Annotated in this window: 25 protein-coding genes and 1 pseudogene; 17 read left to right on the top strand and 9 right to left on the bottom strand. The window is 62.8% G+C overall.

Translation table 11 applies throughout. From position 1 onward, the window contains the following. The first annotated feature begins 79 nt into the window (after window positions 1-79). From ptsP to GSQ90_RS32250, 5 genes and pseudogenes are all read left to right on the top strand, one after another. Entirely contained in the window at window positions 80-2,344 is a 2,265-nt protein-coding gene (ptsP, locus tag GSQ90_RS00235) for a phosphoenolpyruvate--protein phosphotransferase (RefSeq protein ID WP_158812469.1), read from the top strand. Between the two features lie 49 nt (window positions 2,345-2,393). Then, the gene (prfA, locus tag GSQ90_RS00230) at window positions 2,394-3,470 is read left to right on the top strand and encodes a peptide chain release factor 1 (RefSeq protein ID WP_158812468.1); all 1,077 of its coding nucleotides are present in this window, start codon (window positions 2,394-2,396) and stop codon (window positions 3,468-3,470) included. A gap of 342 nt (window positions 3,471-3,812) precedes the next feature. Beyond that, the gene (locus GSQ90_RS00225) at window positions 3,813-5,060 is read left to right on the top strand and encodes a tetratricopeptide repeat protein (RefSeq protein WP_158812467.1); all 1,248 of its coding nucleotides are present in this window, start codon (window positions 3,813-3,815) and stop codon (window positions 5,058-5,060) included. A gap of 106 nt (window positions 5,061-5,166) precedes the next feature. Further along, window positions 5,167-6,060: pseudogene (locus tag GSQ90_RS32790) on the top strand (methyltransferase domain-containing protein); the annotation flags it as partial. 252 nt (window positions 6,061-6,312) lie between these two features. Further along, entirely contained in the window at window positions 6,313-6,768 is a 456-nt protein-coding gene (locus GSQ90_RS32250) for a hypothetical protein (RefSeq protein ID WP_246731343.1), read from the top strand. Between the two features lie 138 nt (window positions 6,769-6,906). Here the strand turns inward: GSQ90_RS32250 and GSQ90_RS00215 are convergent, their stop codons facing one another. Beyond that, entirely contained in the window at window positions 6,907-7,884 is a 978-nt protein-coding gene (locus GSQ90_RS00215; RefSeq protein ID WP_246731342.1) for an aldo/keto reductase, read from the bottom strand. A gap of 339 nt (window positions 7,885-8,223) precedes the next feature. Between GSQ90_RS00215 and GSQ90_RS00210 the strand changes: the two genes are divergently transcribed. The 5 genes from GSQ90_RS00210 to GSQ90_RS00190 all read left to right on the top strand — a co-directional run bounded on the left by GSQ90_RS00210 (window position 8,224) and on the right by GSQ90_RS00190 (window position 12,803). Next, on the top strand, window positions 8,224-8,823 hold the full coding sequence (locus GSQ90_RS00210) for a nicotinate-nucleotide adenylyltransferase (RefSeq protein ID WP_158812464.1): 600 nt from the start codon (window positions 8,224-8,226) through the stop codon (window positions 8,821-8,823). Window positions 8,824-9,068: 245 nt separating this feature from the next. After that, window positions 9,069-9,398, top strand: coding sequence for a ribosome silencing factor (gene rsfS, locus GSQ90_RS00205; RefSeq protein WP_371418313.1), 330 nt, complete (start codon window positions 9,069-9,071; stop codon window positions 9,396-9,398). 61 nt (window positions 9,399-9,459) lie between these two features. After that, entirely contained in the window at window positions 9,460-9,942 is a 483-nt protein-coding gene (gene rlmH / locus GSQ90_RS00200) for a 23S rRNA (pseudouridine(1915)-N(3))-methyltransferase RlmH (protein ID WP_158812463.1), read from the top strand. Between the two features lie 42 nt (window positions 9,943-9,984). Beyond that, window positions 9,985-11,379 carry a murein hydrolase activator EnvC gene (locus GSQ90_RS00195; protein ID WP_158812462.1) on the top strand — a complete coding sequence of 465 codons (1,395 nt, stop codon included), beginning with the start codon at window positions 9,985-9,987 and terminating at the stop codon, window positions 11,377-11,379. Then, on the top strand, window positions 11,376-12,803 hold the full coding sequence (locus GSQ90_RS00190; RefSeq protein WP_158812461.1) for a S41 family peptidase: 1,428 nt from the start codon (window positions 11,376-11,378) through the stop codon (window positions 12,801-12,803). Before GSQ90_RS00195 ends, GSQ90_RS00190 begins: the two co-directional genes overlap by 4 nt. A 59-nt stretch (window positions 12,804-12,862) precedes the next feature. Here GSQ90_RS00190 and GSQ90_RS00185 read toward each other — a convergent pair whose 3' ends face one another. Further along, on the bottom strand, window positions 12,863-13,315 hold the full coding sequence (locus GSQ90_RS00185; protein ID WP_158812460.1) for a GatB/YqeY domain-containing protein: 453 nt from the start codon (window positions 13,313-13,315) through the stop codon (window positions 12,863-12,865). 129 nt (window positions 13,316-13,444) lie between these two features. Here GSQ90_RS00185 and carA point away from each other — a divergent pair, with 129 nt between their 5' ends. Then, window positions 13,445-14,647, top strand: a complete 1,203-nt coding sequence (carA, locus tag GSQ90_RS00180) for a glutamine-hydrolyzing carbamoyl-phosphate synthase small subunit (RefSeq protein ID WP_158812459.1) — start codon at window positions 13,445-13,447, stop codon at window positions 14,645-14,647. A 29-nt stretch (window positions 14,648-14,676) separates the two neighbouring features. Here the strand turns inward: carA and GSQ90_RS00175 are convergent, their stop codons facing one another. Together GSQ90_RS00175 and argE are read right to left on the bottom strand one after the other, a co-directional pair. Next, on the bottom strand, window positions 14,677-15,084 hold the full coding sequence (locus tag GSQ90_RS00175; RefSeq protein ID WP_158812458.1) for a PilZ domain-containing protein: 408 nt from the start codon (window positions 15,082-15,084) through the stop codon (window positions 14,677-14,679). 201 nt (window positions 15,085-15,285) lie between these two features. Then, window positions 15,286-16,452: an acetylornithine deacetylase gene (gene argE / locus GSQ90_RS00170; RefSeq protein WP_158812457.1), complete on the bottom strand. Its 1,167-nt coding sequence runs from the start codon at window positions 16,450-16,452 to the stop codon at window positions 15,286-15,288. A 110-nt stretch (window positions 16,453-16,562) separates the two neighbouring features. Between argE and apaG the strand changes: the two genes are divergently transcribed. Further along, the gene (gene apaG, locus GSQ90_RS00165) at window positions 16,563-16,955 is read left to right on the top strand and encodes a Co2+/Mg2+ efflux protein ApaG (protein WP_158812456.1); all 393 of its coding nucleotides are present in this window, start codon (window positions 16,563-16,565) and stop codon (window positions 16,953-16,955) included. Between the two features lie 17 nt (window positions 16,956-16,972). Here the strand turns inward: apaG and GSQ90_RS00160 are convergent, their stop codons facing one another. The 3 genes from GSQ90_RS00160 to GSQ90_RS00150 are packed head-to-tail and all read right to left on the bottom strand — an operon-like array spanning window position 16,973 to window position 18,464. Then, a complete protein-coding gene (locus GSQ90_RS00160; RefSeq protein ID WP_158812455.1) occupies window positions 16,973-17,551 on the bottom strand; it encodes a DsbE family thiol:disulfide interchange protein in 579 nt (192 codons plus the stop codon). After that, window positions 17,548-17,706, bottom strand: a complete 159-nt coding sequence (gene ccmD, locus GSQ90_RS00155; RefSeq protein ID WP_158812454.1) for a heme exporter protein CcmD — start codon at window positions 17,704-17,706, stop codon at window positions 17,548-17,550. The genes GSQ90_RS00160 and ccmD overlap by 4 nt, the downstream gene beginning before the upstream one ends. Further along, the gene (locus tag GSQ90_RS00150; RefSeq protein WP_158812453.1) at window positions 17,703-18,464 is read right to left on the bottom strand and encodes a heme ABC transporter permease; all 762 of its coding nucleotides are present in this window, start codon (window positions 18,462-18,464) and stop codon (window positions 17,703-17,705) included. Before GSQ90_RS00150 ends, ccmD begins: the two co-directional genes overlap by 4 nt. Before the next feature lie 141 nt (window positions 18,465-18,605). Here GSQ90_RS00150 and leuD point away from each other — a divergent pair, with 141 nt between their 5' ends. From leuD to GSQ90_RS00135, 3 genes are all read left to right on the top strand, one after another. Next, window positions 18,606-19,211, top strand: coding sequence for a 3-isopropylmalate dehydratase small subunit (leuD, locus tag GSQ90_RS00145; protein ID WP_158812452.1), 606 nt, complete (start codon window positions 18,606-18,608; stop codon window positions 19,209-19,211). Between the two features lie 74 nt (window positions 19,212-19,285). Continuing rightward, window positions 19,286-20,464, top strand: a complete 1,179-nt coding sequence (locus GSQ90_RS00140) for a lytic murein transglycosylase (protein WP_158812451.1) — start codon at window positions 19,286-19,288, stop codon at window positions 20,462-20,464. 178 nt (window positions 20,465-20,642) lie between these two features. After that, window positions 20,643-21,125, top strand: a complete 483-nt coding sequence (locus GSQ90_RS00135) for a DUF992 domain-containing protein (RefSeq protein ID WP_158812450.1) — start codon at window positions 20,643-20,645, stop codon at window positions 21,123-21,125. Here GSQ90_RS00135 and GSQ90_RS00130 read toward each other — a convergent pair. Next, the gene (locus tag GSQ90_RS00130; protein ID WP_158812539.1) at window positions 21,037-21,798 is read right to left on the bottom strand and encodes a DUF2161 family putative PD-(D/E)XK-type phosphodiesterase; all 762 of its coding nucleotides are present in this window, start codon (window positions 21,796-21,798) and stop codon (window positions 21,037-21,039) included. The genes GSQ90_RS00135 and GSQ90_RS00130 overlap by 89 nt on opposite strands. 598 nt (window positions 21,799-22,396) lie before the next feature. Continuing rightward, entirely contained in the window at window positions 22,397-22,732 is a 336-nt protein-coding gene (locus GSQ90_RS00125; RefSeq protein WP_158812449.1) for a GIY-YIG nuclease family protein, read from the bottom strand. 112 nt (window positions 22,733-22,844) lie between these two features. On the opposite strand from GSQ90_RS00125, the gene GSQ90_RS00120 reads away from it, so the two are divergent. Both GSQ90_RS00120 and GSQ90_RS00115 read left to right on the top strand, forming a co-directional pair. Beyond that, complete coding sequence (locus GSQ90_RS00120; protein ID WP_210254782.1) at window positions 22,845-23,504, top strand: DUF2239 family protein; 660 nt, start codon at window positions 22,845-22,847, stop codon at window positions 23,502-23,504. A 419-nt stretch (window positions 23,505-23,923) separates the two neighbouring features. Then, window positions 23,924-26,401, top strand: a complete 2,478-nt coding sequence (locus tag GSQ90_RS00115) for a hypothetical protein (protein ID WP_246731341.1) — start codon at window positions 23,924-23,926, stop codon at window positions 26,399-26,401. Window positions 26,402-26,405: the final 4 nt, after the last annotated feature.

Below are 26,405 nucleotides of genomic sequence, written 5' to 3'. Positions count from 1 at the left end.
TCGGATCGCGCTCCAGGCGGCGCTTTTGATTTTCCGGCGCCAGTCGGAAGCGATCGGCGGAACAGGATAGGGAAGACTCATGCGTGGGCCCGGCGGACCGCGTCTTCTGTTGCGGCGGCTCCGCGAGGTGATGGCGGAGCCCGTCACCGCACAGGCGCGACTCGACAGAATCGTCGTCCTTATCGCCTCCAACATGGTGGCCGAGGTCTGCTCGCTCTATGTTTCGCGGGCCGACGGGCCGTTGGAGCTGTTCGCCACCGAAGGCCTCAAGCGCGAAGCTGTGCATCTGACGACGATGCGCCCGGACGAGGGGCTCGTCGGCCTGATCGCGGCGAGCGCCGAACCCCTGGCATTGTCCGACGCACAGAATCATCCGTCTTTTTCATTCAAACCCGAGACGGGCGAAGAGATTTATCAATCCTTCCTTGGCGTGCCGGTCTTGCGCGGCGGCAATACGCTGGGCGTGCTCGTCGTGCAAAACCGGGCGCGGCGAAGCTATTCAGAAGAAGAGATCGAGGCGCTGCAAACGACGGCGATGTTGCTCGCCGAATTGATCGCGTCGGGGGAATTGCAATCGGTCGCTGGCCAGGGCGCCGAGATAGCGCTGCGTCGTCCGCTTTCGCTGAAGGGATCGCCGATCGCCGAGGGGCTTGGGCTCGGCCATGTCGTGCTGCACCAGCCCCGAATCATCGTCACCCGGCTCGTCGCCGATGACGTGGATAGCGAAATGGTGCGGCTGGAGACGGCGATCGAGGCGATGCGCGTTTCGGTCGACGAACTCATCGAACGGTCGGACAACGCTGGCCCGGGCGAGCACGTCGAGGTGCTGGAAGCTTTCCGGATGATCGCCCATGATCGCGGCTGGCTGCGCCGGTTGCGCGAGGCGGTCAGCAGCGGCCTGACCGCCGAGGCGGCGGTCGAGCGCGTTCAGAACGATGCGCGCGCCAAGCTGCAACGCCAGACCGATCCTTATTTGCGCGACCGGCTGCACGATCTCAACGATCTGGCCAACCGACTCCTGCATCAATTGGCGGGCCAGAGTCTGACCTTGCTGCCCAGCGCCTTGCCCGAGAACGCCATTCTGGTCGCCCGCTCCATGGGGCCGGCGGCCTTGCTCGACTATGACCGCTCGCGTTTGCGCGGCCTCGTGCTGGAAGAGGCGGGGGCGTCCAGCCATATCGCGATCGTCGCGCGGGCGCTCTCCATTCCGGCGGTCAGCGAAGTCGCCAATATTTCGGAAATCGTCGAACATGGCGATGCGATCATCGTCGACGGCTTGACGGGCGAAGTGCAATTGCGCCCGCAACCCGATATCGAGGAATCCTATCGCGATAAGGCGCGCCTGCGCGCCCGGCGCCAGGATCAATACCGGGCCTTGCGCGATACGCCCTCGGTGACGCGCGACGGGGTCGAGGTTGGATTGCACATGAATGCGGGCCTGGTCGTCGACCTGCCGCATCTTGACGAGAGCGGCGCGCAATCCATCGGCCTGTTCCGCACGGAACTGCAGTTCATGCTCGCCCTGCGCTTTCCGCGCCTGTCGGCGCAGGAAATGCTCTACCGGACCGTGCTCGACGCGGCGGGCGATCGGCCCGTCACCTTCCGCACGCTCGACATCGGCGGCGACAAAGTGCTCCCCTATATGAAGGGGCCGGAAGAGGAAAACCCGGCTCTGGGCTGGCGCGCGATTCGCATCGGGCTCGACAAGCCCGCGCTTCTTCGCACCCAGATGCGCGCGATGCTGCGCGCCGGCGCCGGGCGAAATCTGCGCATCATGCTGCCGATGGTCTCCAGCGTCGACGAATTCGTCGCGGCGCGGGCTTTGCTGGAGCGGGAACTCTTGTTCTCCGATCGCTGCGGGCGAGAACGCCCGCGCAAGCTGGAGGTCGGCTTGATGGTCGAGGTGCCCTCGCTATTATGGCAACTCGATGAAATCGCCGCGCGGGCCGACTTCTTGTCGGTCGGCTCCAACGATCTCCTGCAATATCTCTACGCCGCCGACCGCGACAACAAACGCGTTTCGAATCGATTCGACACCTTGTCTGCCGGCTTCCTTCGCGCCTTGAAGGCGATCGCCGACGCCGGGCGCCGCCATGACAAGCCGGTGACGCTGTGCGGTGAGATCGGCGGACGCCCGCTCGAGGCGATGACGCTCGTCGCTTTGGGCTATCGAGGCCTGTCGATGTCCGCCGCCGCGATCGGGCCGGTCAAAGCCATGGTGCTGTCGCTTGACGCCGCAGAGGCGGCGCGCGAGGTCGAAACGCTGCTGGCCGACAGCGGCGACGCCGCCTCGTTGCGCGGGCCCTTGCGCGCTTTGAGCGAACGGCTCGGCGTCAGGCTGTAGCGCGTCCCTATCCCATAGAGCCGACCATTTGGGGTCTCTGAGCATCGCCATGCCGCCGAACGACAATCTCGATCTGATCCTGCGCCGCCATCAGGAGATCGGCGCGCGCCTTTCGGAAGGCGGCGGCGGCAATGATTATGCGTCGCTGTTGCGCGAACTGGCCGAACTCGACCCCGTCGTCGCGGCGATCAAGGCCTATCGGACCAAAGAGCGCGAGCGCGCGGATCTAGCGGCCCTGGTCGCCGACGCCGCCACCGACGGCGAAATGCGCGCGATGGCGCGCGAGGAGCTCGAAGCCGCCGAGGCCGAAGCCGCGGCGATGTGGCAGGAAATCAGGCTTTCGCTGCTGCCCAAAGACGCCGCCGACGAAGGCAATGTCATCCTCGAAGTGCGCGCCGGCACCGGCGGCGACGAGGCGGCGCTGTTCGCCGGCGACCTTTTTCGTATGTATCTCAAATATGCCGAATCCAAACGCTGGAAAGTCGAAGTCCTTTCGATGAGCGAAGGCGCGGCGGGCGGCTATAAGGAAATTGTCGCCGAGATCGCCGGGCGCGGCGCTTTCGCCAGGATGAAATTCGAAAGCGGCGTGCATCGCGTGCAGCGCGTGCCGGCGACCGAAACGCAGGGGCGCATCCACACCTCCGCCGCCACCGTCGCAGTGCTGCCCGAGGCGCAGGAAATCGACCTCGTCATCAACGAATCAGACCTGAAGATCGATACGATGCGCTCCAGCGGGGCGGGCGGCCAGCATGTGAACAAGACCGAATCGGCGATTCGCATCACCCATCTGCCGACCGGCGTCGTCGTGGCGATGCAGGAAGAGCGCTCGCAGCATCGCAACAGAGCCAAGGCGATGGCCGTACTGCGCTCGCGCATTCTTGACGCCCAGAACCAGCGGGCGGACGATGAACGCGCCGCCGACCGTCGTTCGCAAGTCGGCTCGGGCGATCGTTCGCAGCGCATCCGCACCTATAATTTCCCGCAGGAGCGCGTGACGGACCACCGCATCAACCTCACGCTCTATACGTTGAGCAAAGTGATCGAGGGCGAGGGACTGGACGAAATCATCGACGCGCTGACCGCCGAGCGTCAGGCGGAGCTGCTGGCGGCGCAAGGGGCGCTGTAAAGGGCGGCCGTCCGCCCGCTTGAATCGGTTTCGCCACGAACGTTACGCCAGGTCGAATCGGACCTGCTTCGCCTGTTTACGCCGCTTCGGAGATCGTCACGTCGCCGCCGAAAGGAAGATGGCGATGAGCAATCTTGACGCAAGCTACGGATGATATCTCTCGCCGAGACTCAGAAATCAGGCCGCCTGGATGAATCGACTGCAGCGACGGGCCGCCGAAAGTAGGGGCCAGAAGACATCCAGAGCGGCAACGTCTTCGCAGGCGCCCTCACTGTTGGCTATGGCGATTGCTCACCATCAGGCAGGACGGTTGGCGGAGAGGCGGAGCCTCTCTATCGCCAAGTGCTGGCTATTGAGCCCGGGCATCCGTACGCCAACCACAACTTAGGCCTCATCGCCACCCAATTTGGCCATAACGAAATTGCCGTAAATCTGATCGCCAGGGCCCTGGCCGATCAACCTGATTTTGTCGAAGCGCACCGCAGTCTGGGCGCGGCGCTCATGAATATTGGCAAATTCGATGACGCGGCGGCTTCCTACAAACGGGCCTTGGCGCTCGCGCCCACCGATAACATTACGCATTATAATCTTGGCAACGCCGTTAAAATCCAGGGTAAGGCGGACGAAGCCGCGAAATGCTATCAACGAGCATTGGCGCTGAAGCCGGACTTTGCGGAGGCGCATAGCGCTCTCGGCTCCGCCCTCGCCGATCTCGGACAAACGGGGAAGGCTGAGATATCTTGTCGACGCGCCCTGGCGATCAAGCCGTTATATGCTTTTGCTCACCGCAATCTCGGCATCGCGCTTAGCCGCCAGGGCAAGCTCGCCGAGGCCGCGAATTCCTTCGGTCGCGCACTGGCGCTCATGCAAGACCGCGCAGAAGAGAGCCAGGATCTTCGAAGCCTGATAGCGGACAAAGGTAAATTAAAGGCCGCGTCTGTGACTATGGTCAGCGCCTCGCGCCACAGCGAAGCCGATTTCTATTTGAAATCGGCGATGGGACAGTCGCTTTCGCAGACATATTCAGCCTTTCCCGTGAAATCGAGAATTTATCCGTCCAACGCGAAATCTCTTTCAGCCTGCTACAATGATGCGATCGCGAACACCACAAATCCAGAAGAAATCCTGGTGTTTATTCATGACGATATCTTGCTTGCCGATTTTTTCTGGATCGACAAACTGATCTGGGGCCTCGAGAGATTCGATATTCTCGGATTGGCGGGCAACAAGAGACGATTGCCGCGACAGCCGGGCTGGATGTTCATCGATGACCAATTGACGCGCGATCAGTCTTCCCAACTGAGCGGCATGGTGGGATTCGACGTCTATGGCCGCCCGGGGCAGCGATGCAAGCTGCTCGATGGCGTCATGTTGGCCGCCAGAAAATCCACTTTCGAAAAGAGCGGCATCGGCTTCGACGAGCGGTTTGATTTTCATTTTTATGATCTCGATCTTTGCCGTCAGGCGGAAGAACGAAATCTGTCCCTGGGCGCCATTCCTTTGGGCGCCGTCCATCAAAGCGAAGGCAATTATGCCTCGCCGGAATGGAGGAGAGGCTATGACGCCTACTTGAGGAAGTGGGGGGACTGAGCCTGATGTTTGGGCCAGATGTCAGGTCGACATCGCGCGTGGCTAAAAATGCATCTCAATGTTCGACACAGCCAAGACCGTTTGATGGCGCGAGGAGGCCAAGAAAGTGGACCAGTCGATAACCGGAGCGCCTAATCTGTCGAGTTTTGGGTTGCCTCCCAACTACGTCAGTCGTCCAGCGCCGATATATTTTGATGACGCCCCCTATGTTGAAAGCAAAATCATTCATCAGCCGGAAGTCTATCAGGCGGCTGACTACCTTCTGAAGGGCGGCCAAAGAACGACGATCATTGACGTTGGCTGCGGCAATGGTCGAAAACTGCGGAGCGTTGAGGCGGGTCGCCATATCGGCGTTGATTTTGGATCCAACCTGTCTCTTTGCCGAAAACTCTTCGGCGAATGGGGCGAATGGATCGAAGCGGACTTTTCCAGCGCAGATTGCCTTGCAATTTCTGAACTTGCTGACGAAAAAACGGTCGTGGTTTGCGCGGATGTGGTCGAGCATCTCTTGAACCCCGAGCCGCTGGTGGCGCTTCTGGCGGCCTGCTATCGTCAAGGCGCCATCGTACTGACCAGCACGCCCGATCGAATTCGGGTACGCGGCGTCCACCATAGAGGGTCGCCGCCAAACCCTTCGCATATTCGCGAGTGGGCGCTCGCTGAATATGCCGAATTTCTTGCCGGTCACGGTTTGCCACCCATCTTTGCCGGTTACACGCTCAACAACAATGTCGAGCGCGAACTCAAGACAATTATCACGATCCATGACATCGCCGTCGATCGCGCTTGCGCCGTTGTCGCACAGCGCCGCCAAGGCGCGACGGTCGAGCCGTTCATTGATCAAAGGAAGGCTGCTTCCGAGGGCGCGCAGAATCGGCCGATCGCGATTGTCTCGGCCTATAACGAGGCGGATGTCATTGATGAAGCAGGCGAGGACCTTATCCATCAGGGATGCGACCTGATCGCGATTGACAATTGGTCGACGGATGAAACATGGGACGTCCTTAAAGCCCTGGCGGCCCGCTATCCCGCGCGCGTGCGAATTGAACGGTTTCCGGAAGTGGCGGCGACGCATTCTGAGTGGCGCCGAATTCTTCATTTCAAGGCATGGATCGCGAGCCAGTTCCGCGGCCGATGGATCATTCACTCGGATGCCGACGAGCTTCGGCGCTCGCCGTTCCCGGGCCTCACGCTTGCGGAAGGCCTCTATATCGCACAAAGCGTCGGCGCGAACCGCGTGGATTTCAACGTGATGAACTTTCGACCGATCGACCCGGCTCCATTTCAGCCCGGCACATTAAAAAGCCGCTTCTCGTATTTCGAATACGGAACGCGGCGCGACGGGCATTTTGTTCAGTCCAAAGCGTGGCTGCAGGGCGCAGATACCGTCGACCTCGTTTCAAGCGGCGGTCACATCGCCGCTTTCCCAGGCGCCGTAGACTTTCGCTATAAGTTTCTGCTCCAGCATTATCCGATCCGTTCGGTCGAGCACGGACGCCGCAAGGTCTTGAGGGAACGCCAAGCGCGCTGGTCGCCTCAGGAGCGCGCGGGCGGCCTTCACGTTCACTATGAGAATTTTTCCGAGACTTCCTCGTTCCTCTGGCCTCCGGAGAAACTCCATCAACGCAACGCCTGCTTTTGGAGCGAACATGGGCTGCCTGTCATCACAGACATTGCGGAACGTCGCTCTGACGCTGGAATAGTCTGAAAATCTGCGCGCGCCGGCGTCTGCGCCCATCGAAGCCAGCGTGCAGTTCGCCCAATACGAACACTTTCGTTTTGTTTCGCCCACACATCATCCCGTCCCGGATTGCCCCGGGTTACGAGACGCAATTTCTCACAGCGGCTATGACGCCGCCGGCGACATTGGTCCGCTCCCCGCGCCGGTCGCCGCGATGGCGGCGGCGATCTCCGCCAGATCCTGTTTCGAGAGTTCAAGCGTCGCCGCGTCCAGCCAGCCGTCGACCTGGGCTGGCCCGCGGGCGCCGACGATGGCGCCGGTGACGCCGGGCCACGCAAGCGCCCAACTCACGGCGACCGCCGCGACCGTGGTTTGCCGGCGATCGGCGATTGGCTTGAGAGCCGCGGCCAATTTGAGATTGCGCGCCAGGTTCTCCCCTGAGTATTCGGGATTGCGCGAGCGCCAGTCGTCGCTGGACAAGGACTGGGCGCGCTCGGCGTTAAACCGTCCGCTCAGCAGGCCCGACTGCATCGGGCTGTAGACGATCACGCCGGTCCCTTGAGCAAGACAGAGGGGCAGTTCGGTTTCGGCGATTCCGCGGCGGATCGCCGAGAAAGGCGGCTGCAAACTATCGACATGCCCGACGCGCTCGGCCGCCTCGACTTGCGCCGCATTGTGGTTGGACAAGCCGACGGCGCGCACCTTTCCTTCCTTTTTCATATCGAGAAGCGTTCCCCAATATTCCTCGATCGGCGCGCCATCGTTGGGCGGCCAGTGCATCTGGTAGAGGTCGATCTGCTCGACGCCGAGGCGCTTCAGCGACGCCTCCAGGTCGCGGCGGACGCTCGCCGCCGCGCCGACCCGCTTGGCCGGCGCCTTGCGGTCGTTTTCATCCCAGACGAGACCGGCCTTGGTGAATACGTAAGGGCGCTTGCTCATAGGGATTTCGGCGAGCGCCTGACGCACCAGTTCTTCCGAATGGCCCAGACCATAGACGGCCGCCGTATCGATCCAGTTGATTCCGCGTTCGACCGCGTGGCGGATCGCGGCGATCGATTCGCGGTCGTCCTGGTCTCCCCAGGCGAAGGCCCAGCCGCCGCCGCCGATCGCCCAGGCGCCAAAACCGACACGCGTGATTTTCATATCGGTTCGGCCGAGAGGCCGCGTCGGGAGAGCGGCGGCCTCCGCAGCCGGCTTTTCATTTCCAACCATGAGCTTCGTCCTGATTTGCCCGATATGCGGCGCCAGCTTCTTTAGCGGCCGGCGGCAGGTGAGCAAAGGCCTCGGCGCTTGTTGCGCGACTTTGTGATCGGCGCGGCGACGCGACCCGAGGTCTTGTCTGTTAAGACATCATCGATGACCTATTGCCAGCCAAGCCTTGCCGGTTGCATGCTTTTCGCATAGTTCGGATCATTCGTTGCGCATGGTGCGCGCTCGCTCGCCGATGCATAAGATTCTCGCCTTGTTGGAGAAGTCCTGGGGATGACCGTGCGTCTGCCGCGCTGGACGCCGGGTCAAAGGATCGGCCTGATGGGCGGGTCCTTCAATCCGCCGCACGAAGGCCATTTGCTTGTCTCGCGGCTGGCGTTGCAGCGGCTCAAACTCGACAGATTATGGTGGCTGGTGACGCCGGGCAACCCGCTCAAGCCAGTCGATGGATTGCCGGCCTTGCCCATGCGAATCGAGGCCGCCCGCGCGCTCGCCAGGGATCCGCGCATCGCCGTCACGGGCTTTGAGGCCGAGATCGGCGCGCGCTTCACCCATGATTCGATCGCCTGGCTCGTCAGGCGCGCGCCGGGCGTCCATTTCGTCTGGATCATGGGCGCGGACAATTTGCGCCAGTTCCATTTATGGCGGCGCTGGCGGGACATTGCCCGGCTCGCGCCCATAGCGGTGGTGGACCGCCCGGGATCGACGCTGCGCGCGCTGAGCAGCCACGCCGGCGCCGCGCTCGCGCCGTTTCAGGTCGCTGAAAGCGACGCGGCGGGATTTGCGGATCGGCGCGCGCCCGCGTTCATCTTCCTGCATGGGCCGCGCTCCGCCATGTCTTCGACCGCGATTCGGCGCGTCGGACCGGCGTAAGAGAGACAGGGCGCCGCGTCCCAGCCGCCCTGAACGTCCGTTTCCGCTATTGACCGCTTTTCCCGGAGACGGCCAGTTGAAAACAAGGCGAAGAGGGATCATCTTCGTATAGTGGCGCCGGCGGTCCGGCGCCCTGCAGGAGGATTCCAACGCTGACATTCTCGCCCCATGACGAAGCGGCGCTTTCGCCGCTTGCCCCGGCGGTCCGGCCCAAGCAACAGGACGCCGACCAACTCGCGCAAACCGTGCTGACAAGCCTGGAAGACGCCAAAGCGGAGGACATCGTATCGGTTGATCTGCGCGGCAAGACAACGCTCGCCGATCTCATGATTGTTGCGACGGGACGCTCCAACGTTCACGTTCGCGCCATCGCCGATCGCGTCGTGAAGGCTTGCAAGGCGGCTGGCTTTGCCGCCCCTCGCATTGAGGGCCTGCCGCATTGCGATTGGGTCTTGCTCGACGCCCACGACGCCATCGTTCATATTTTCAAGCCAGACGTGCGCCAGTTCTACAATCTTGAAAAGATGTGGGGCGCCGATCGGCCTGGCGAGAAGCGCCAGTTGAAATTGGTCTGAACCTGAGCGCCATCGCGCGGCGGATGCGCGCAAGCGGCCGGCATTTTTCGCGAGGGCGATTGTGCGTTTGATGCTGATCGGCGTCGGTCGCCTCAAGGCGGGCCCTGAAAGAGAATTATTCGAGCGTTATTTCAAGCGGCTCGCCGATCTCGCGCGAACGTCAGGGATTTCCGGCGTCGATTTGCGCGAAATCGAGGAAGGGCGCGCGCGACGGCCCGAAGACCGCCAGGCCGAAGAATCTCGTTTGATTCTCGCGAGCCTGCCCAGAGGGGCCCGCCTCGCTTTGCTTGACGAGCGCGGCGCAGCCCTTTCCAGCACGCAATGGGCGAGCGAAATTGGCAAGGCGCGCGACAGCGCGGCGCCCGCCTATGCTCTGGTCATCGGCGGTCCCGACGGGCTCGACCCCTCTTTGCGCGGCCAGGCCCAAAGCGTCCTGTCGTTTGGCGCGATGACGTGGCCGCACCAGCTTGTGCGCGTCATGGCGGCCGAACAGCTTTACCGGTCGCTCTCGATTCTTGTCGGCCATCCCTATCATCGGGCGTGAAAGCCGCTTTGTTGTCGCGGTCTTGGACGATAGAATCGAGGGATGAAGATTCGCGGGTTGTCGAGAGGGGAGACGCTGGCGGCGAGCGGCAGGGCGGGGCTGGCGCCCAGCTTCGCCGCGCTGGCGCCCAGCTTCGCCGCGCTGGCGCTATTGATCTTGTCGGGCGTTGCTTTTCCTCCATGCGCCTTTGCCGATCCCGCCCCTCCCGCCGCCAAAAGCGACGACAAGGCGACGCAGGAAATGCAGTTGCGCGGCGTCGAGGACACGATGCGCGCGTCGGAAGACCAGCGCCGGCGCATCGAAGCCGACATCGAGACGATCCGCGCCGATCGCGCGCGGCTCAATGCGGCTTTGATCGAGACAACCGCCAAAGTGCAGGACACCGAGCGCCAGATGGATGCGGCCAATACGCGGCTGACGACGCTTGTCGGCAGCGAGAACGCGTTGCGTCGGTCGCTTGAAAGCCGGCGCGGGGTGATCGCCGATGTTCTTGCCGTGCTGCAGCGCATGGGGCGCAGCCCCCCGCCCGCTATTCTGGTGCGCCCGCAGGACATGACGCAGGCGATCCGGGCCGCGATGTTGCTCGGCTCGGTCCTGCCCGACCTGAAATCGGAAACCGTCGCGCTCGCCCAGGACCTCGATGAACTGGCCGATTTGCGAAAATCCATCGCCAGCGAGCGGGAAAGCCTTGGCCAGCGCGCCGAAAGCCTTGCGAAAGACAAGGAGCGGCTGACCGCTTTGGTCGTCGCCCGCCAGCAATCGTTGGCGGACGCCGAGCAGGCTTTGGGCTCGGAGCGCGACCGCGCCGCCGAACTCGCGCGTCAGGCGGCCAATCTCAAAGAGTTGATCGCGCGCATGGAATCGGAGATCGCTCCCGCCAAGGCGGAGGCGGCGGCCTCGCACGCGGCCGATGAAGCAGCCGCGGCCGATGTCGAGACGCGCGCCAGCGCCGCCAAGACCAAAGATCCCGCACGGTTGAGGCCAGCGCTCGCTTTTGCCGACGCCAGGGGCCAGCTCGCGTTGCCGGCGGCCGGAACGATCCTCAAGGCTTTCGGGGCGCCGGACGCATTTGGGAGGGGGGCGGAAACGGGCGTCTCCATCGCCACGCCGGCCGCTGCGACGGTCGCCTCGCCGATCGACGGTTGGGTCGCCTTTTCCGGTCCTTACCGGACGTATGGGCAACTCTTGATAATCAACGCTGGTGGGGGCTATTATATGGTGCTGGCTGGTATGGACCGAATCAATGTGGGGGTCGGTCAGTTCGTCCTGGCGGGCGAGCCGGTTGCCTCGATGGGCGACGGTTCGGCGAGGACGGCCGCCGCGGCAGCTATTGGCGCCGCGCAACCTATTCTCTATATCGAAGTGCGAAAAGACGGAGCGGCAATCGATCCGGGGCCGTGGTGGGCGAAGACGGACATCGAAAAGGCACGCGGATGATGCGCAAGGTTTCTTATCTGGTTTTGGGCGCGGCGATTGGCGCGGCGGCAGTTTCGTTGGGCCCGCAGTCGGCGCTGTTCATCAGCACCGGCGCGCGCGCGGCGGCCGCCGACACCTATCGCCAGCTCAATCTGTTTGGCGACGTGTTCGAGAAAATCCGCACCGATTATGTCGAAAAGCCCGATGAGGGCAAGTTGGTCGAGGCGGCGATCAACGGCATGCTGTCTTCGCTCGATCCCCATTCGAGCTATATGGACGCCAAGAGCTTCCGGGACATGCAGGTGCAGACCAAAGGCGAGTTCGGCGGTCTTGGCATCGAAGTCACCGAAGACGATGGGCTGATCAAGGTTGTGACCCCGATCGACGATACGCCTGCCGCGAAGGCCGGCATTCTCTCGGGCGACATCATCACCGACATCGATGGCGAGGCTGTGCAGGGGCTGACCCTCAATCAGGCGGTCGACAAGATGCGCGGCGCCATCAATACGGCGGTCACCCTGAAGATCGCGCGTGGCCCCAAAAAGGATGTCAAGGAGATCAAGATCGTCCGCGACGTCATCAAGATTCAATCGGTGCGCTCGCATGTCGAGAGCGACGACCTCGGCTATATCCGCATCACCCAGTTCAACGAACAGACCTACGACGGTCTCAAGAGCGCGATGGACAAGTTCCAGAAGGACGCTCCGGGCGACAAGCTCAAGGGCTACATTCTCGATCTGCGCAACAATCCGGGCGGTTTGCTCGACCAGTCGATCGAGGTCGTGAACGCATTTCTGGATCGCGGCGAAATTGTTTCGACGCGCGGGCGCAACGCCGATGAGACCCAGCGTTACAATGCGCGGCCGGGCGGCGACCTTTCGCATGGCAAGCCCATGGTCATTCTCATCAATGGCGGCTCCGCTTCCGCGTCCGAGATCGTTTCGGGCGCCTTGCAGGACCACAAGCGCGCCACGCTGATGGGCACACGTTCGTTTGGCAAGGGCTCCGTCCAGACGATCATCCCGCTTGGCCAGAATGGCGCCTTGCGACTGACGACCGCGCGTTACTATACGCCGTCGGGCCGTTCGATTCAGGCCAAGGGCATTGAGCCGGATATCGAGATTCTCGAGGATGTGCCGGACGAGCTGAAGGGCAAGGATGACACCAAGGGCGAGGCTTCGCTGAAGGGCCATCTCAAGAATGGCGACGATGAAAAGACGGGGTCGCAGGCCTATGTGCCGCCCGACGTCAAGAACGACAAGCAGTTGATCGCCGCCGTCGATCTCTTGCACGGCGTCAAGAAGGCGGCCGCTATTCCGACCGAGCCTGCCGCCGCCACGCCTGCGCCTGCTGCTCCGGCGACGGATCCGACCGCGCAGCCGACGCCGCCTGTCGCGACGCCGGCGCCGGCCGTTCCCGAAGCCGATCCGGCCAAGCCGAACTGAGCGGCCTGCATCGCCAATCGCCCGCTCCTCTGTCAACCGGAGGGGCGGGTGTTCGTTTGTTATGAGCCGGTGAGCAGGCCTTTGACGATGGCGCTCGCCTTGGCGAAATCCATCTGGCCGGGATAGGCGTCCTTCAGGGCCGCGACGACCTTGCCCATATCCTTGATGCTGGTCGCGCTGGTCAGCGCAATCGCCGCGTCAGCCGCTGTTTTCATCGCGGCTTCGTCCATCTGCTTGGGCAGGAACTCGCTGATGACGGCGATTTCGGCGCTTTCTTGATCGGCCAGTTCCTGGCGTCCGGCCTGCTGATAAATGCCGAGCGATTCCTGGCGCGACTTCACCATTTTGGTGAGGAGAGCCAATTCATCGGCGCGGCTGACGATCTTTCCGGTCCCTCGCATTTCGATCTCGCGATCTTTCAGCGCGGCCATGATGAGCCGTAAGGCGCCGACGCGGACCTTGTCGCCCGCTTTCATCGCGTCTTTCATCTGTTGAGCCAAAATCTCGCGCATTGTTTTCATGCCTTGTCGTTAGGTCGCCCGTTGGCGGTTGCTGGCTCAGGCGAGGTCGAAACTTGACGCGGCGCCCGCCCGGCGCATAAGCACGGGGCGATTTTGTTTCTCGGCGACTCTAGAGCGCGCATGACCTCTGTTCAAGGCGATACCGAAACGGACGGCTGGACCCTTCCCAAGGCGACGGCTTTGCTGGTCATGGCCGACGGAACCATATTGGAAGGGTTTGGCTTTGGCGCAACAGGCGTTGCCGTCGGCGAAGTCTGTTTCAACACGGCGATGACGGGTTATGAAGAGATTCTGACCGATCCCTCCTACGCCGGCCAGATCATCACCTTCACCTTTCCCCATATCGGCAATGTCGGCACGAACGAAGAAGATATCGAAACGGTCAACCTGGCGGCGTCGGCGGGCGCGCGCGGCGTCATCGTGCGGGCCGATGTCACCGATCCGTCGAATTTCCGGGCGACGCGTCGGCTCGACGCCTGGTTGAAGGCGCGCGGCATCATCGGGCTTTATGGGATCGATACGCGGGCGCTGACGGCGCTGATCCGTGAGCGCGGCATGCCCAATGCCGTCATCGCGCACGAACCAGACGGTCAATTCGACCGGAGCGCGCTCCTCGCTGAGGCCGCCGCATGGCCGGGCATTGACGGCATGGATCTGGTGCCAGGCGTCACTTCGGCCCAGCGCTATGATTGGGATGAGACCAGTTGGACGCTTGGCCAGGGCTATGGGCGCCCGGCCGAGACGAAATATAAAGTCGTCGCGATCGACTACGGCATCAAGCGCAACATCCTTCGTCTTCTGTCCGATTCCGGCTGCGCGGTCACTGTGGTCCCCGCGACCGCCTCAGCCCAGGACATATTGGCGATGGCGCCCGACGGCGTCTTCCTTTCCAATGGTCCGGGCGATCCCGCCGAAACCGGCCATTATGCCGTGCCGGTCATCAAGGCGCTGCTGGAGAAGCACGTGCCGATTTTCGGCATTTGCCTTGGCCATCAGATGCTAGGGCTGGCGGTGGGCGCACATACGCTCAAGATGAAACAGGGCCATCATGGCGCCAACCATCCGGTGAAAGATTTCACGACCGACAAGGTCGAAATCGTCTCGATGAACCACGGCTTCGCCCTGGATCGCGAAACCTTGCCGGCGAACGCGGCGGAAACCCACGTGTCGCTGTTCGATGGCTCAAATTGCGGCATCGCCCTTACCGACCGCCCGGCTTTCTCCGTTCAGCATCACCCGGAAGCTTCGCCAGGTCCGCGCGACAGCCATTATTTGTTCAAGCGCTTCGTCGAGACGATGGAAAAGGCGCGCGTCCCCGGTTGATCGCCGGCGTCAGCATTGCGCGCCGGCATTTACTCTTCGGTGAGGCGATGGATCTGCTGCATCAGCGTGCCGATCTGCGCCTTCAGCTTGGCGTTCTCCGCTTCAAGCGCCTTTATCTTGGCCGTGGGATCGGCGGTCGCGGAAGTCGATTGGCTCTCTTCGCCTCCCAGAAAATCAACTCCGGCCAGGTCGTCCCTTCGCCAGACCAGCCTCGCGCGCCGTGAAATTCCCCTCTGCGGGATGGTGATTTCGAACGTTTCGGGAAGCGAAAAGGTGCTGGCCAGATTGATGCGCGCGCCGACTTCCGACAATTGATTGACGGTGCAGGCTGTCGAGATGGCGCCATCGCTATAGCTGATGCGCGCCTGCAAGAAGGTCCGCACCCGAGGGGAGCGGCGCGATTCGATGGACTTCGTGTCGGCAGAACTGTCGGCCACCTTACCCTCTTCGATAAAGACCTTCCAACAGCACAAACGCCGGCCGCTATTTCTCTTTGGGCGAGGCTGCCTGACGATTGTTCATTAACGCTAAATGGCGTCGCCGAAAACCTATCAATCAAATGGCATTTCTGGAATCATTATTACCCAAATATGACGCAATCGAATTCGCTTTGTTTTGAGAAAACCCCAAAAACTCGCCTATTCCGCCATTTCCTGCGCCAAGCGCTGCATGAAGCCGATGCAGGCCTCGACCTGCGAAACTTCGAGGAATTCATCGGGCTTATGCGCCTGATCGATCGAGCCCGGCCCGCAAACGACGGTCGGCAGGCCGGCGCGCTGGAATTGTCCCGCTTCCGTCGCATAGGAGACCGCATTCGTCCGGTTGGAGCGGGTGAGCTTCAAAGCAAGGGTCTCGGCCAGGGAGCCAGGTTCGGCGTCGAGACCGGGCACGTCCACCTCGATGATCGTCTCGACTTTCGGTCCCGCGACAAAACGCGTCAGGCGCGGCAAAGCGACGCTGTCGATGTACGATTGGATGTGGCGCAGCGGCGCCATTGTCGATGCGCCGGGCAGGCCGCGGAACTCCCAATGAAACATACATTCGCGCGCCAGGATATTGCGCGCCGTTCCGCCATGGATCGTGCCGACGTGCAGCGTCGAATAGGGCGGGTCGAAGCGCGAATTAAGTCGGTCCGGAGCCTCATAAGCCAAAGCCTCGCGATAGATTTCGGTCACGATATCGCAGGCGCAGGCCACCGCATTGGCGCCCAGAGCCGGTTTGGCCGAATGGGCCTCCTGGCCGGTCACGGTCGTGCGGAAGGTGGCGATGCTTTTATGGGCGTCCGCGACTTCCATCATGGTGGGTTCGCCCACAATCACCGCGCCGGGGCGCGGAAGGTCCTTGCCGAAACGCCGGATGAAATCGAGCGATCCTTCGCAGGTCGTCTCCTCGTCGTAGCTCAGAAGGATTTGGATCGGCCGCCGCAGTCCGGCCGCCTTGAAAGTGGGAATCATGGCCAGCGCAATGGCGTCGAACCCCTTCATATCGCATGAGCCGCGCCCATAAAGGCGGCCGGAAGCGCCGCGCAGCGTGAAGGGATCGCTGGTCCATTTCTGTCCTTCGACCGGCACGACGTCGGTATGGCCGGAGAGCACGATCCCGCCTTCGACCATCGGCCCGATCGTCGCCAGCAGCGCGGCTTTGTCGCCGGCGGCGTTGGGCGCGCGCAGCACGGGAATGTCCTGCGCCCGCAAGTAATCTTCGACAAAATCGATCAGCGGCAAATTGCTCTTGTCGCTTTCGGTGTCGAACGCCGCCAGGCGCTCGAGAAGAGCAATGGCGCTGGCTTTGAGGTCGTCGCTCATTCCGCTTTTCCTTCCAGGCTCCAACATAGGACGAATTCGGGTGAAATCGAAAGCGCGCCGGGACATACGATAGGACTCGACGGCCCGCCGCGCCTTGCTAGAATGGGGCCATGTACACGGCCGTCAGCAACAAAATCAAAGTCACCGTTCGTCCAAAATATCTGGAGGAGCAATCCGAGCCTGACGAAAGCCGCTATTTCTGGTCTTACACCATCGAAATCGCCAATGTCGGCGACAGAATCGTGCAACTGACCCATCGCCATTGGGAGATCACCGACGCCAATGGCCGCCGCGAAGAAGTGCGCGGCCCCGGCGTCGTCGGTGAACAGCCCAAGCTGAAGCCGGGCGACGCGTTCAGTTACACCTCGGGCTGCCCGCTGAAGACGCCGAGCGGCATCATGGTGGGAACCTATCGGATGATCGACGAGAGCGGCGAAGCGTTCGACGTCGCGATACCGGCCTTTTCGCTCGACAGTCCTCATGCGAAACGGATGCTGAATTAGGTTGACCCGCGGCCCGCTCAGTTCATCGCCTTTTCGATCTGCGGCCGCACGACGCTGGCCAGGGTCTGGGCGTTCATCGGCCCGACCAGTTTGAAGGCGATGGTTCCATCGCCCTTGACGATGAAGGTCTCCGGCACGCCATAGACGCCCCAGTCGATGCCGGCCCGCCCGTCGCGATCGACGCCGACGTTGGCGTAGGGATCGCCTTTGGCGCCAAGGAAACGGCGCACATTTTCCGGATCGTCCTTTTGCGCGACGCCGATCAGTTTGACGCCTTTGGCCGCCAGGGCCTTGTCGGCGGCAAGATCAAGCAGGATGGCATGCTCCTCGTGGCAGGGCAGGCACCAGGACGCGAAGATATTGATGACTGAAACATGACCCTGCCGCAGATCGGCGTCCCTGAGGCCGGCGGCGCCGTCGAGCGCGGGCAGATCGAGAGGCGGGGCGCTCTGGCCGATCAGCGCAGAGGGGATGCGTGAGGCGTCGCCGGCAAACAGACGGACAAAGAACAGCAGCGCCAGAGCAGCGAAAATCAGCAGGGGCGCTAAAGTGAGAAGATTGCGGCGTCGGGGCGTCCGCCCCTCGGTGTCGCTCAAGACTCGCCGCCGCTTCCGCGCGTCTCCTCGAGGCGGCGCAGCGCCGCGCTCTGCGCCCGGAAATCGGCGAGCGTGGCGAGGATCATTCCCAATATCGTCAGCGCCGCGGTCGCGTAGGCCGCGGCGACAAAACCCCAATGCGGCGAATCGCTCATGGGCGCATCCCCGCCGGCGCAAGGCCCGGGGCCAGCCGATCGTCGCGCGCAGCGGCCATCATGGTCAGCCGGGCGACGCGCCGGCGCAGGATTTCATTGCGGATCGCCATCACATGCAGGGTGATGAAAAGCAGCGTGAAAGCCAGCGACATGATCAGCAGCGGCCACAGCAATTCGGGCGCGATGGTCGGGCCGCCGAGCCGGAAAACCGACGCCGGCTGATGCAGCGTATTCCACCAATCGACCGAGAATTTTATGATGGGCAGATTGACGCAGCCGACCAACGTCAGGATCGCCGCCGCCCGCGCGGCGCGCCCGGCGTCCTCGATCGTGCGCCAGAGCGCGATCAGGCCGAGATAGAGAATGAACAGGACAAGCACGGAGGTCAGCCGGGCGTCCCACACCCAATAGGTTCCCCACATCGGCTTGCCCCACAGCGAGCCGGTGGCGAGGCAAATGAAGGTGAAGCCGGCGCCGAGCGGCGCCGCGGCCTTCTGCGCCGCGTCGGCCATCGGATGACGCCAGACCAAAGTGCCGAGCGCCGCCAGCGCCATCACGCCATAGATGAAGGTCGACATCCACGCCGCCGGAACATGCAGATACATGATCCGCACCGTCTCGCCTTGCTGATAGTCAGGGGGCGCGGCGAAGGAAAGCCAGAGGCCGATGGCGAATAGCATCGCCGTCGCGACGGCGAGCCAGGGCAGGGCCCGCCGCGTGAGCGCAATGAAGACCGTCGGATTGGCCAAATTCCACATGATTGTATTTTAGCCTTGCGGCGCGCGGCCCGCAATGACGCCAGGCGCGCGGCGTCCCCGGATTTGCGCGGCGGGGCGACATTTGATACAGCGGCGAGCCAAGGGCCGCTCGTTATCGGCCATCGATGGAACCCATGCGCAATGGATAAGTTCACGACCCTCACCGGCGTCGCGGCGCCACTTGAGATCGATAATGTCGATACCGACATGATCATTCCCAAGCAATATCTGAAAACGATCAAACGGACCGGGCTCGGCGCCGGCCTCTTTTCGGAGATGCGTTACGCCGACGACGGCTCGCCCAATCCCGATTTCGTTCTCAACAAGCCGGCCTATTCCAAAGCGAGGATTCTCGTGGCGGGCGATAATTTCGGCTGCGGTTCGTCGCGCGAACATGCGCCCTGGGCGCTGCTGGACTTTGGCATCCGCTGCGTGATCTCGACGGATTTCGCCGACATTTTTTACAACAATTGCTTCAAGAACGGCATCCTGCCGATCAAGGTTTCTCCCGAAGATCTGGAGAAGCTGATGGATGACGCGCGGCGCGGGGCGAATGCGACCTTGACCGTGGATTTGCTAGCCCAGGAAATCAAGGGTCCCGACGGCGGCACGGTGCGTTTCGAAATCGACGCCTTTCGCAAGCACTGCCTGATCGAGGGGCTGGACGATATCGGTCTGACGATGGTCGAGGCCGGCGCCATCAAGTCGTTTGAAAGCAACGCCGCGTCGGCGCGTCCCTGGAACTGACATCCGGCCGCGCCGCTTTTGGACAGGGTCGGCGATAGCGTTCGGTTGCCGTGAAATCCGCTGGGGATCTGCCGATGAAGCGAGCCTGTCTTCGATTGGCCAAAGCCGCGGCGATGCTCCTCGCTCTGTCGGCCCCGGCGCACGCGGATTTCTCGTCCTGCGTGGCGTCGCTGCGCGCCGATGCGAGCCGCGCCGGCGTACCCGCGACGACGCTGGACGCGGCGTTCGGCGGCCTTCAGCCTGATTTGAAGGTGCTCGACTTCCAGAAGGATCAGCCGGAGTTCAAGACGCCGGTCTGGGACTATCTGGCGACCCTCGTCGACGAAGAGCGCGTGACGGACGGCAAAGCGCGGATGGCCGAACAGGCTTCCGCCCTCGCCACGGCCGAGCAGCGCTATGGCGTCAACCGCTATGTGATCGCCGCCGTCTGGGGCGTCGAGTCGGATTTTGGCCGCTCGATGGGCAAGCGGCCACTGGTGCAATCGCTCAGCACCCTGGCGTGCCTGGGCGAACGCGCGAGCTATTTTCGCGGCGAGCTGATGGCGACGCTCAAGATCATCGCCAATGGCGATGTTCCGGCCGACCGGTTGAACGGCTCATGGGCCGGCGCATTCGGACAGACGCAATTCATGCCCTCGACATTCCTGCGGCTGGCGGTCGACCTTGATGGCGACGGCAGGCGGGATATTGTCGATTCGGCGGCCGACGCTTTGGGCTCGACCGCCAATTACCTGCGCAAATCGGGCTGGCGGCCCGGCGCGCCCTGGGGGTTCGAAGTTAAATTGCCAGCCGGCTATTCCGGGCCGTCGGGCCGGCGCAACAAGGCCCCGATGTCGACATGGGCGGCGCGCGGCCTGACGCGGATCGACGGGCGTCCGCTTGGCGAGGGCGAAGCGGGCCTGCTGGCCCCGGCCGGGCTCAATGGTCCGGTCTTTCTCGTCACCAGCAATTTCGATGCGATTTACTCCTACAATGCTTCGGAATCTTATGCTCTGGCGATCGCCTCCCTCTCCGACAGGCTGGCCGGCGGCCGGCCCTTCGCGACGCCATGGCCGACCGACGATCCGGGATTGTCGCGCGCCGAGCGCCGCGAATTGCAGAAGCTCCTGAACGCGCGCGGCTATGACGTTGGCGAGCCGGACGGCTCGGTCGGCAAAAAGACGAAAGACGCGATCGCCGATTTCGAGAGCAAGAATGGCCTCGAGCGCGACGGGCGTCCGTCAGCCAAAGTGCTCGCCGCGCTTCGACGCTAGAACGCACGGCGAAAATTGGGCGCCGGTTTTTCGCAAATCGTGCGCGTTTTCAAGGAATCTCGTGTCGGACGCGCGTCATAGTCGCCCCCTATCCTCGCGCTGCGCATGGAACTTTTTCGGGTGCACGGTGTTTTGTGATCTTGAGCAGCATTGGCTTGCTCCAATCGGGGAGATTTCCATGAGTATTCGCGCCGCTTTATGCATTGCCGCTTTGACCGCTACGGTTGCCGCCGCATCGCCAGCGTCTGCGCAGCAGCAGTCGAACGTCAAGGTTGGGGCGTTGCGATGCGAAGTCGCAGCAGGCCTGGGCATGATCATCGCCTCCAGCAAGGAAATGGAGTGCCGGTTCACTTCGGCGCGCGGCTATACCGAGCATTATTACGGCACGATCCGGAAATTCGGTCTCGATATCGGCCAGACCAATCGAGGCACTCTGGCGTGGGACGTTTTTGCCCCGACGATGGGCCCGAGGCGGCATGCGCTCGCGGGCGACTATGCCGGCGTCGACGCTTCGGCGACGGTCGGAGCGGGCATTGGCGCCAACGCGCTGGTCGGCGGTCTTGATCGCTCGTTCACCCTCCAGCCTTTGTCGATTCAGACGCAGACCGGACTGGCTCTCGCCGCGGGCGTCGCGTCGCTGACGCTTCGTCCCGGTCGCTGACCAGGGCGTCATTCTCCCCGGGTTGCGGCTGGGGCCATCGCTCCAGCGCGGCCCGGCCGGCGTCGGTCAGGCCATAGAGGCCGCGCTCGGCGCGCGCGAACCAGTCATAGACATTCCCTTGCAGGATTTTGGCGGCGTCGGGGATCGACGGCTTCAGATCGCGCGGCCGGCGCGGACCGCGCGTCATCGCCGCCGCGCAGGCGAGCGCTTGCTGGCGATAGAAGGTCATGACCGGCGCGCGCGATCCGCCGCCCGCGACGGGATCGCCTTGCCGGCGCCGATGTTCCTCGACCAGCCGGGATCGTCGGCGCGGATTCCGACGCGGCTCCGGCGCGGCCGGACTGACGAGGATATGGACCTCGCCGTTCTGCGAAACCCCCAGCATCCCGAAGCCGAGCCGCCGGCATAGATTGCGGAAGCGGGCGTCGTTTTCGCGCCCCTTGCCGCGCGCCGAGAGCGGGGCGGCGAGCCAGACCTCATCGCAGGCGGGCGCGCGCTCCACGGCTTGCAGCACAAGCTCAAGATTGAAGCTGAGCTTCAATTCGCCAATGACGACGATGGGCGCGGCGTCGGCGCCGAGTGCGACCAGGTCGCAATGGCCGATCTCGCCTTTGACGGCGAAACCGAGGCCTTCGAGGAAGCGCTTGACGGGTAGATAGAGCGAAGTTTCCAGGGAGAAAGCCTCCGGCGCGACAGGCGCATGGGCCGAGAATCAAACGCCGAGACGAAATACGCTTGGGAAGCTTTCGGCTTCCAAAATGCTGCAAATGAACCGAAAGGGATGCGCCGAACAGGCGCTAAGTCATTGATATTTGCCTGCGGGAAGGACCGAAAGCTTCCGCGTTTCGTAGGATTCCAACAGCTTAAGTCATGTTTTCCTTCCACGCCGTTTTTTTCGCCGATCCAAAGCCGATCCAAACAAGTTGGCCCGGCTGCGGCCTACGAGAAAGCGCGCCGGAAGTATGTTCTGCAAAAACCGTTCTGTCCAGGAATATTTCTATAAAATAGAATACGAGAGAGAGAATTGATCCACTGTCGACGCGGATTGCGCCAGGAAAAAATCGGAGGCTTGGCTCAGAGCCTGGTGACTTTTGATTGAAACGGTCGAGGGTGAAACACGCTCCGCCATGCGAAACGATGGCTCAATAACGAAGCCGTCGCCGATATCGGTTCGATTCAATCAATTCTCATCTCGCTCTTGAGATTCGCCGCTCTCGCGCCTCCCGGTCCCGCCTCTGTTTCTTCGTTCGCGCGGAATTGACGTTGAAGACTCAGATGGCTTCGGCGCCGAGGGTCGCGCACCAATAGGCGAGCCGCTCCTTCAATATCCTCTCACGGACATAGGCGAGGGCTTCATCATCAATACGTTCGATTTCCTCGAAGGTGAAGGCTTCGGCGCCGTGCGCGCGCCAGGCCGCTTGCAGCGTGCGATGGGTATTGGCGCTCTGGCGCAGCGTGAACGAAAGGCGGTTCCACATTGTGGCGAGGTCGGGGGCCCTGCCAACCCATTGCTGGCCGCTCGCGGCGCAACGGACGACGTAGATGCCGGCGGCCGTCTTGCGCTCCTTATAGCTCGCCACGGCGGCCTTTCTGTCCGCGTTCTTCATCGCCGTTCTCCGCTCCAAATGGCGTCTCATAGCGTCGCCCGTCGGAATTTGTCAATTATAGCCGGATAATATTGAAAATCTATTTTAATCCGGGTATTGACTGACGCCGATGATGGAGCCAGCCTTGTCCGATCTTCTGTCCAAGCCCTGCACCGCCTTTGACGGTTCCCGCCGCATCGCGAGCGGTACGCTGATCGATGTCGCGCTGGCGGTGAAGGCGGCGGCCGAGGGCGATGCGGAGGCCTCCCTCCTCACCTTCGACGATGCGACCGGCGCCGTGGTCGATCTGGATCTGAGGGGAACGACAGCGGAGATCGTCGCGCGCCTCGCCGAGAGAGCGAGGGCCGCGGATCGGCCGGCCCGGCCGCGACCCCGGTCCGGGATGAGCGAGGCGGCGCCGACGCCGGGACGCGGCCGCCCCAGGCTGGGCGTCGTCGCGCGCGAGGTGACGTTGCTGCCGCGCCATTGGGAATGGCTGGCCTCACAACCGGGCGGCGCGTCCGCGGCGCTGCGCCGGTTGGTGGACGAGGCGCGTCGCGACAATGGCGGAGAGCGCCGCGCGCGCGCCGCGCAGGAAGCCGCCTACCGCTTCATGTCGGCGATGGCAGGCGACCTCGCCGGTTTCGAGGAGGCGTCGCGCGCCTTGTTCGCCAGCGATCGGGACCGCTTCGCGGCGCACACGACGACATGGCCGGCGGACGTTCGCGCCTATGCCGAGAGGCTGGCGTGGGGCGAAGCCGCCGCGGCGGGATCCGAAAGACCGGAGCCATGAAGACCGATCTCGAACCGATGGAGGAAACAGTTCGCCCGGCGCAAGATTCTGGGCGAAGGCTGCGCCTTCCTGATCAGCCCGGACGACGAACGAAGGGACCGGGCGATGCAGGTGCGGCAGAAATCGGCGCGAGGTTCATGGCCTTCGCATTGGACGACGCCTGCTTGGCGGCCATCAAGCATCGCAGCGCCGCCATCGAGGATTTCCGTCCGGCGCCGCTCGCGCCGCCGCTGACGGCCGCCTTGCCTGAGTCCGCCGCGTCTTGCAGGGCCTGCTTAGAGGGACCGCGACGGAAGCTTGCCGTTCGTGAGATCGGCGGCGCCAGAGGAGCGCCGTCATCGGTTTATTAGGAAGTTTCGTTCAGTCTTCGCGCGAACGGCCGCGCCGATTGATCGAAAACGCCATTGAGGAGCATTATCTTGCTTCAAGCATCTCCTCGCATCCAGCCCCGCTATTATTTTGCAATTTTCGTATTGGCGTCCGCGACTCTGTCTTATCAGGTGCTGATAACCCGTTTTTTCAGCGTCATGCTGTACTATCACTTCGCCTTTGCCGCCATTTCGCTCGCCATGCTCGGCCTTACGCGCGGAGCGATGCAGGTTTACAGCAAGCCCGCCCGCTACGCCCCTGAACGGGTCGGAGTGGAGTTCGCGCGCCACGCGTCGTGGTTCGCGATCAGCGGCGTTGGCGCAATGATCGCCTTCTTATGTCTGCCGCCCATCGTCCCCGGGGAATACCTGACGGCGGTGCTGGCGATGACGACGTTAGCGTTCGTCTTGCCTTTCACCCAAAGCGGAATCTGCATAACGCTGTTGCTGACACGCCTGCCCTATGGCGGCGGATGGCTCTACGCGGCCGACCTTTCAGGAGCGGCGCTCGGATGCCTCGGGGTCATCTTGGCGTTGCTCGTGGTCGATCCGGTGAGCGCCACATTATGGATTGGCGCGTTCGCGGCCGGCGCGGGGTGGGTAGCGGCGCGGGACAGCGGCGACGTTCGCAGCCTGCGCCTGAGCGGTGTCGTCGCGCTCACGCTGGCCGCCGCGGCCGCCGTGCATACCGGGCTTGCGGTTTCCGGCGAAAGCCATCTTGGCGTCTTCTGGGCCAAAGGGAAACCGCAGACGGGAACGCTGTTCGAGCGCTGGAACACCTATTCGCGCGTAAGAGTGACGGCTTGGGGAGAGAGCGCTCCGTTCGGCTGGGGCGCCGCCCACACACCGCAGATGAAAATAGACCAGGACTACCTCGACATCGACGCGGATGCGGCCACGGTCATCACGCGGCTGGATGGCGATATCGGTAGACTCTCCTACTTGAAAGACGACGTCATCAATGCCGCCTATCTGGTGCAACCGCCCGTTGACGTTGCAGTCGTCGGCGTCGGCGGCGGCCGCGATGTTCTTTCCGGCCTCTTTTTCGGCGCCAAGCATATACGCGGAATTGAGATCAACCCGGCGATCTTCGAAGTCCTCACCGACAAGTTCGCCGATTTCTCAGGCCATCTCGATCGTCAGCCCGGCGTGTCGTTGGTCAATGCTGAAGCGCGCAGCTACATCAACCACTCACCCGATCGCTATGACCTGGTCCAGATTTCGCTGATCGACACCTGGGCCGCCACCGCGGCTGGAGGACTGACGCTCACGGAAAACCGCCTCTATACCGTGGAGGCATGGGAAGATTTCTACCGGGCGTTGAAGCCCGGCGGGCTGTTGTCAGTGTCTCGCTGGTATAGGCCGGACACGCATCGCGGCGAGTTCTATCGCCTGGTGGCGATCGCGGCGAGCGCACTCCAGCGCGAAGGCGTGTCCGCCGCCGAACTGCCCCGGCATGTCATCGCACTGAACGTCGGCGACATCGTGACGGTGATCACCCGCCCCGACGCCTTCACCGATGCGCAATGGCAAGGCGCTCGCGATAGGCTTGCGGCGCAAGGCTTCAAGATATTATTGGGGCCTGACGTCGCTTATGACGCCGTGACGTCGACATTGTTGTCCGGCGACGCGGACGCCGCTTTCTTTGAGTCGTTGCCGGAAAATATCGCGCCCTCGACCGACGACAATCCATTCTTCTTCTATACGGCGCGTTTCCGGGATCTTGTCGCCATGCACGCGCCGATCTCTATGAAGAACAATGCGGCGATCACCATGACGGGGGTGCTCGTCATCGCCGCGCTTCTCGCCTGCGTGTACTATATCGTCATCCCCTTCGTCCGTCTCGCAAGGCGGATGCCGCTGTCGACGCTGACTCCGCCCGTAACCTATTTCAGCGCGATCGGCATGGGCTTCATGCTGATCGAAATATCGCAGATGCAGCGGCTGATGGTCTTCCTCGGACATCCCGTCTATGCGCTGGGCGTCGTGCTTTTCACAATCCTCCTTTTTAGCGGAATAGGAAGCGCCACGGTCGGCGCCTACGCGCCCAGGCCGAGCGCGGTCATCGCTCGAATCGTCGCCCTCCTCGCCGCGCTTGTGGCGGCGGGGTTGTTGACCCCTCTGATCACCACATGGGCAAGGTCGGAAGCGACCGACATGCGCATTCTGGTGTCCGTGCTGCTTCTGGCGCCTCCGGCGTTCTGCATGGGGATGATGTTCCCGCTCGGGCTAAGCCTCTGGCGCCGTCACGCGGAGCTTCTGCCGTTCTTCTGGAGCGCCAACGGAATTACGTCGATGTTTGCTTCGGTGCTGGGCATGGCCTTGTCCATAGAAATCGGCATCGCCAAGACATATGCGCTCGGCGCGTGCTTCTATGTCGTCTGCGCCGTCGTAATAATCGCAAGCCGCCAGGCGAACAGCGTTAGCGCGCCGACGGCCACATCGTTCACGGGGCAGGGATCGGCGGTCCGGGACGAGGCAGTCTCCACGGCCGCTCCAGCCTCGCCACCGTCGATCCAAACGGCGTAGGCCT

The organism is Methylocapsa sp. S129 (assembly GCF_009765995.1).
In the GTDB taxonomy this organism is placed as follows: domain Bacteria; phylum Pseudomonadota; class Alphaproteobacteria; order Rhizobiales; family Beijerinckiaceae; genus Roseiarcus.
This window is presented reverse-complemented; position numbering and strand designations above follow the sequence as displayed.

Coding starts and splice junctions, on each gene's coding strand:
- ptsP (WP_158812469.1), top strand. CDS start 80: ATGCGTGGGCCCGGCGGACCGCGTCTTCTGTTGCGGCGGCTCCGCGAG.
- prfA (WP_158812468.1), top strand. CDS start 2,394: ATGCCGCCGAACGACAATCTCGATCTGATCCTGCGCCGCCATCAGGAG.
- GSQ90_RS32250 (WP_246731343.1), top strand. CDS start 6,313: ATGAACTTTCGACCGATCGACCCGGCTCCATTTCAGCCCGGCACATTA.
- GSQ90_RS00215 (WP_246731342.1), bottom strand. CDS start 7,884: ATGAAAATCACGCGTGTCGGTTTTGGCGCCTGGGCGATCGGCGGCGGC.
- GSQ90_RS00210 (WP_158812464.1), top strand. CDS start 8,224: ATGACCGTGCGTCTGCCGCGCTGGACGCCGGGTCAAAGGATCGGCCTG.
- GSQ90_RS00195 (WP_158812462.1), top strand. CDS start 9,985: ATGAAGATTCGCGGGTTGTCGAGAGGGGAGACGCTGGCGGCGAGCGGC.
- GSQ90_RS00190 (WP_158812461.1), top strand. CDS start 11,376: ATGATGCGCAAGGTTTCTTATCTGGTTTTGGGCGCGGCGATTGGCGCG.
- GSQ90_RS00185 (WP_158812460.1), bottom strand. CDS start 13,315: ATGCGCGAGATTTTGGCTCAACAGATGAAAGACGCGATGAAAGCGGGC.
- carA (WP_158812459.1), top strand. CDS start 13,445: ATGACCTCTGTTCAAGGCGATACCGAAACGGACGGCTGGACCCTTCCC.
- argE (WP_158812457.1), bottom strand. CDS start 16,452: ATGAGCGACGACCTCAAAGCCAGCGCCATTGCTCTTCTCGAGCGCCTG.
- apaG (WP_158812456.1), top strand. CDS start 16,563: ATGTACACGGCCGTCAGCAACAAAATCAAAGTCACCGTTCGTCCAAAA.
- ccmD (WP_158812454.1), bottom strand. CDS start 17,706: ATGAGCGATTCGCCGCATTGGGGTTTTGTCGCCGCGGCCTACGCGACC.
- GSQ90_RS00150 (WP_158812453.1), bottom strand. CDS start 18,464: ATGTGGAATTTGGCCAATCCGACGGTCTTCATTGCGCTCACGCGGCGG.
- leuD (WP_158812452.1), top strand. CDS start 18,606: ATGGATAAGTTCACGACCCTCACCGGCGTCGCGGCGCCACTTGAGATC.
- GSQ90_RS00140 (WP_158812451.1), top strand. CDS start 19,286: ATGAAGCGAGCCTGTCTTCGATTGGCCAAAGCCGCGGCGATGCTCCTC.
- GSQ90_RS00135 (WP_158812450.1), top strand. CDS start 20,643: ATGAGTATTCGCGCCGCTTTATGCATTGCCGCTTTGACCGCTACGGTT.
- GSQ90_RS00125 (WP_158812449.1), bottom strand. CDS start 22,732: ATGAAGAACGCGGACAGAAAGGCCGCCGTGGCGAGCTATAAGGAGCGC.
- GSQ90_RS00120 (WP_210254782.1), top strand. CDS start 22,845: ATGGAGCCAGCCTTGTCCGATCTTCTGTCCAAGCCCTGCACCGCCTTT.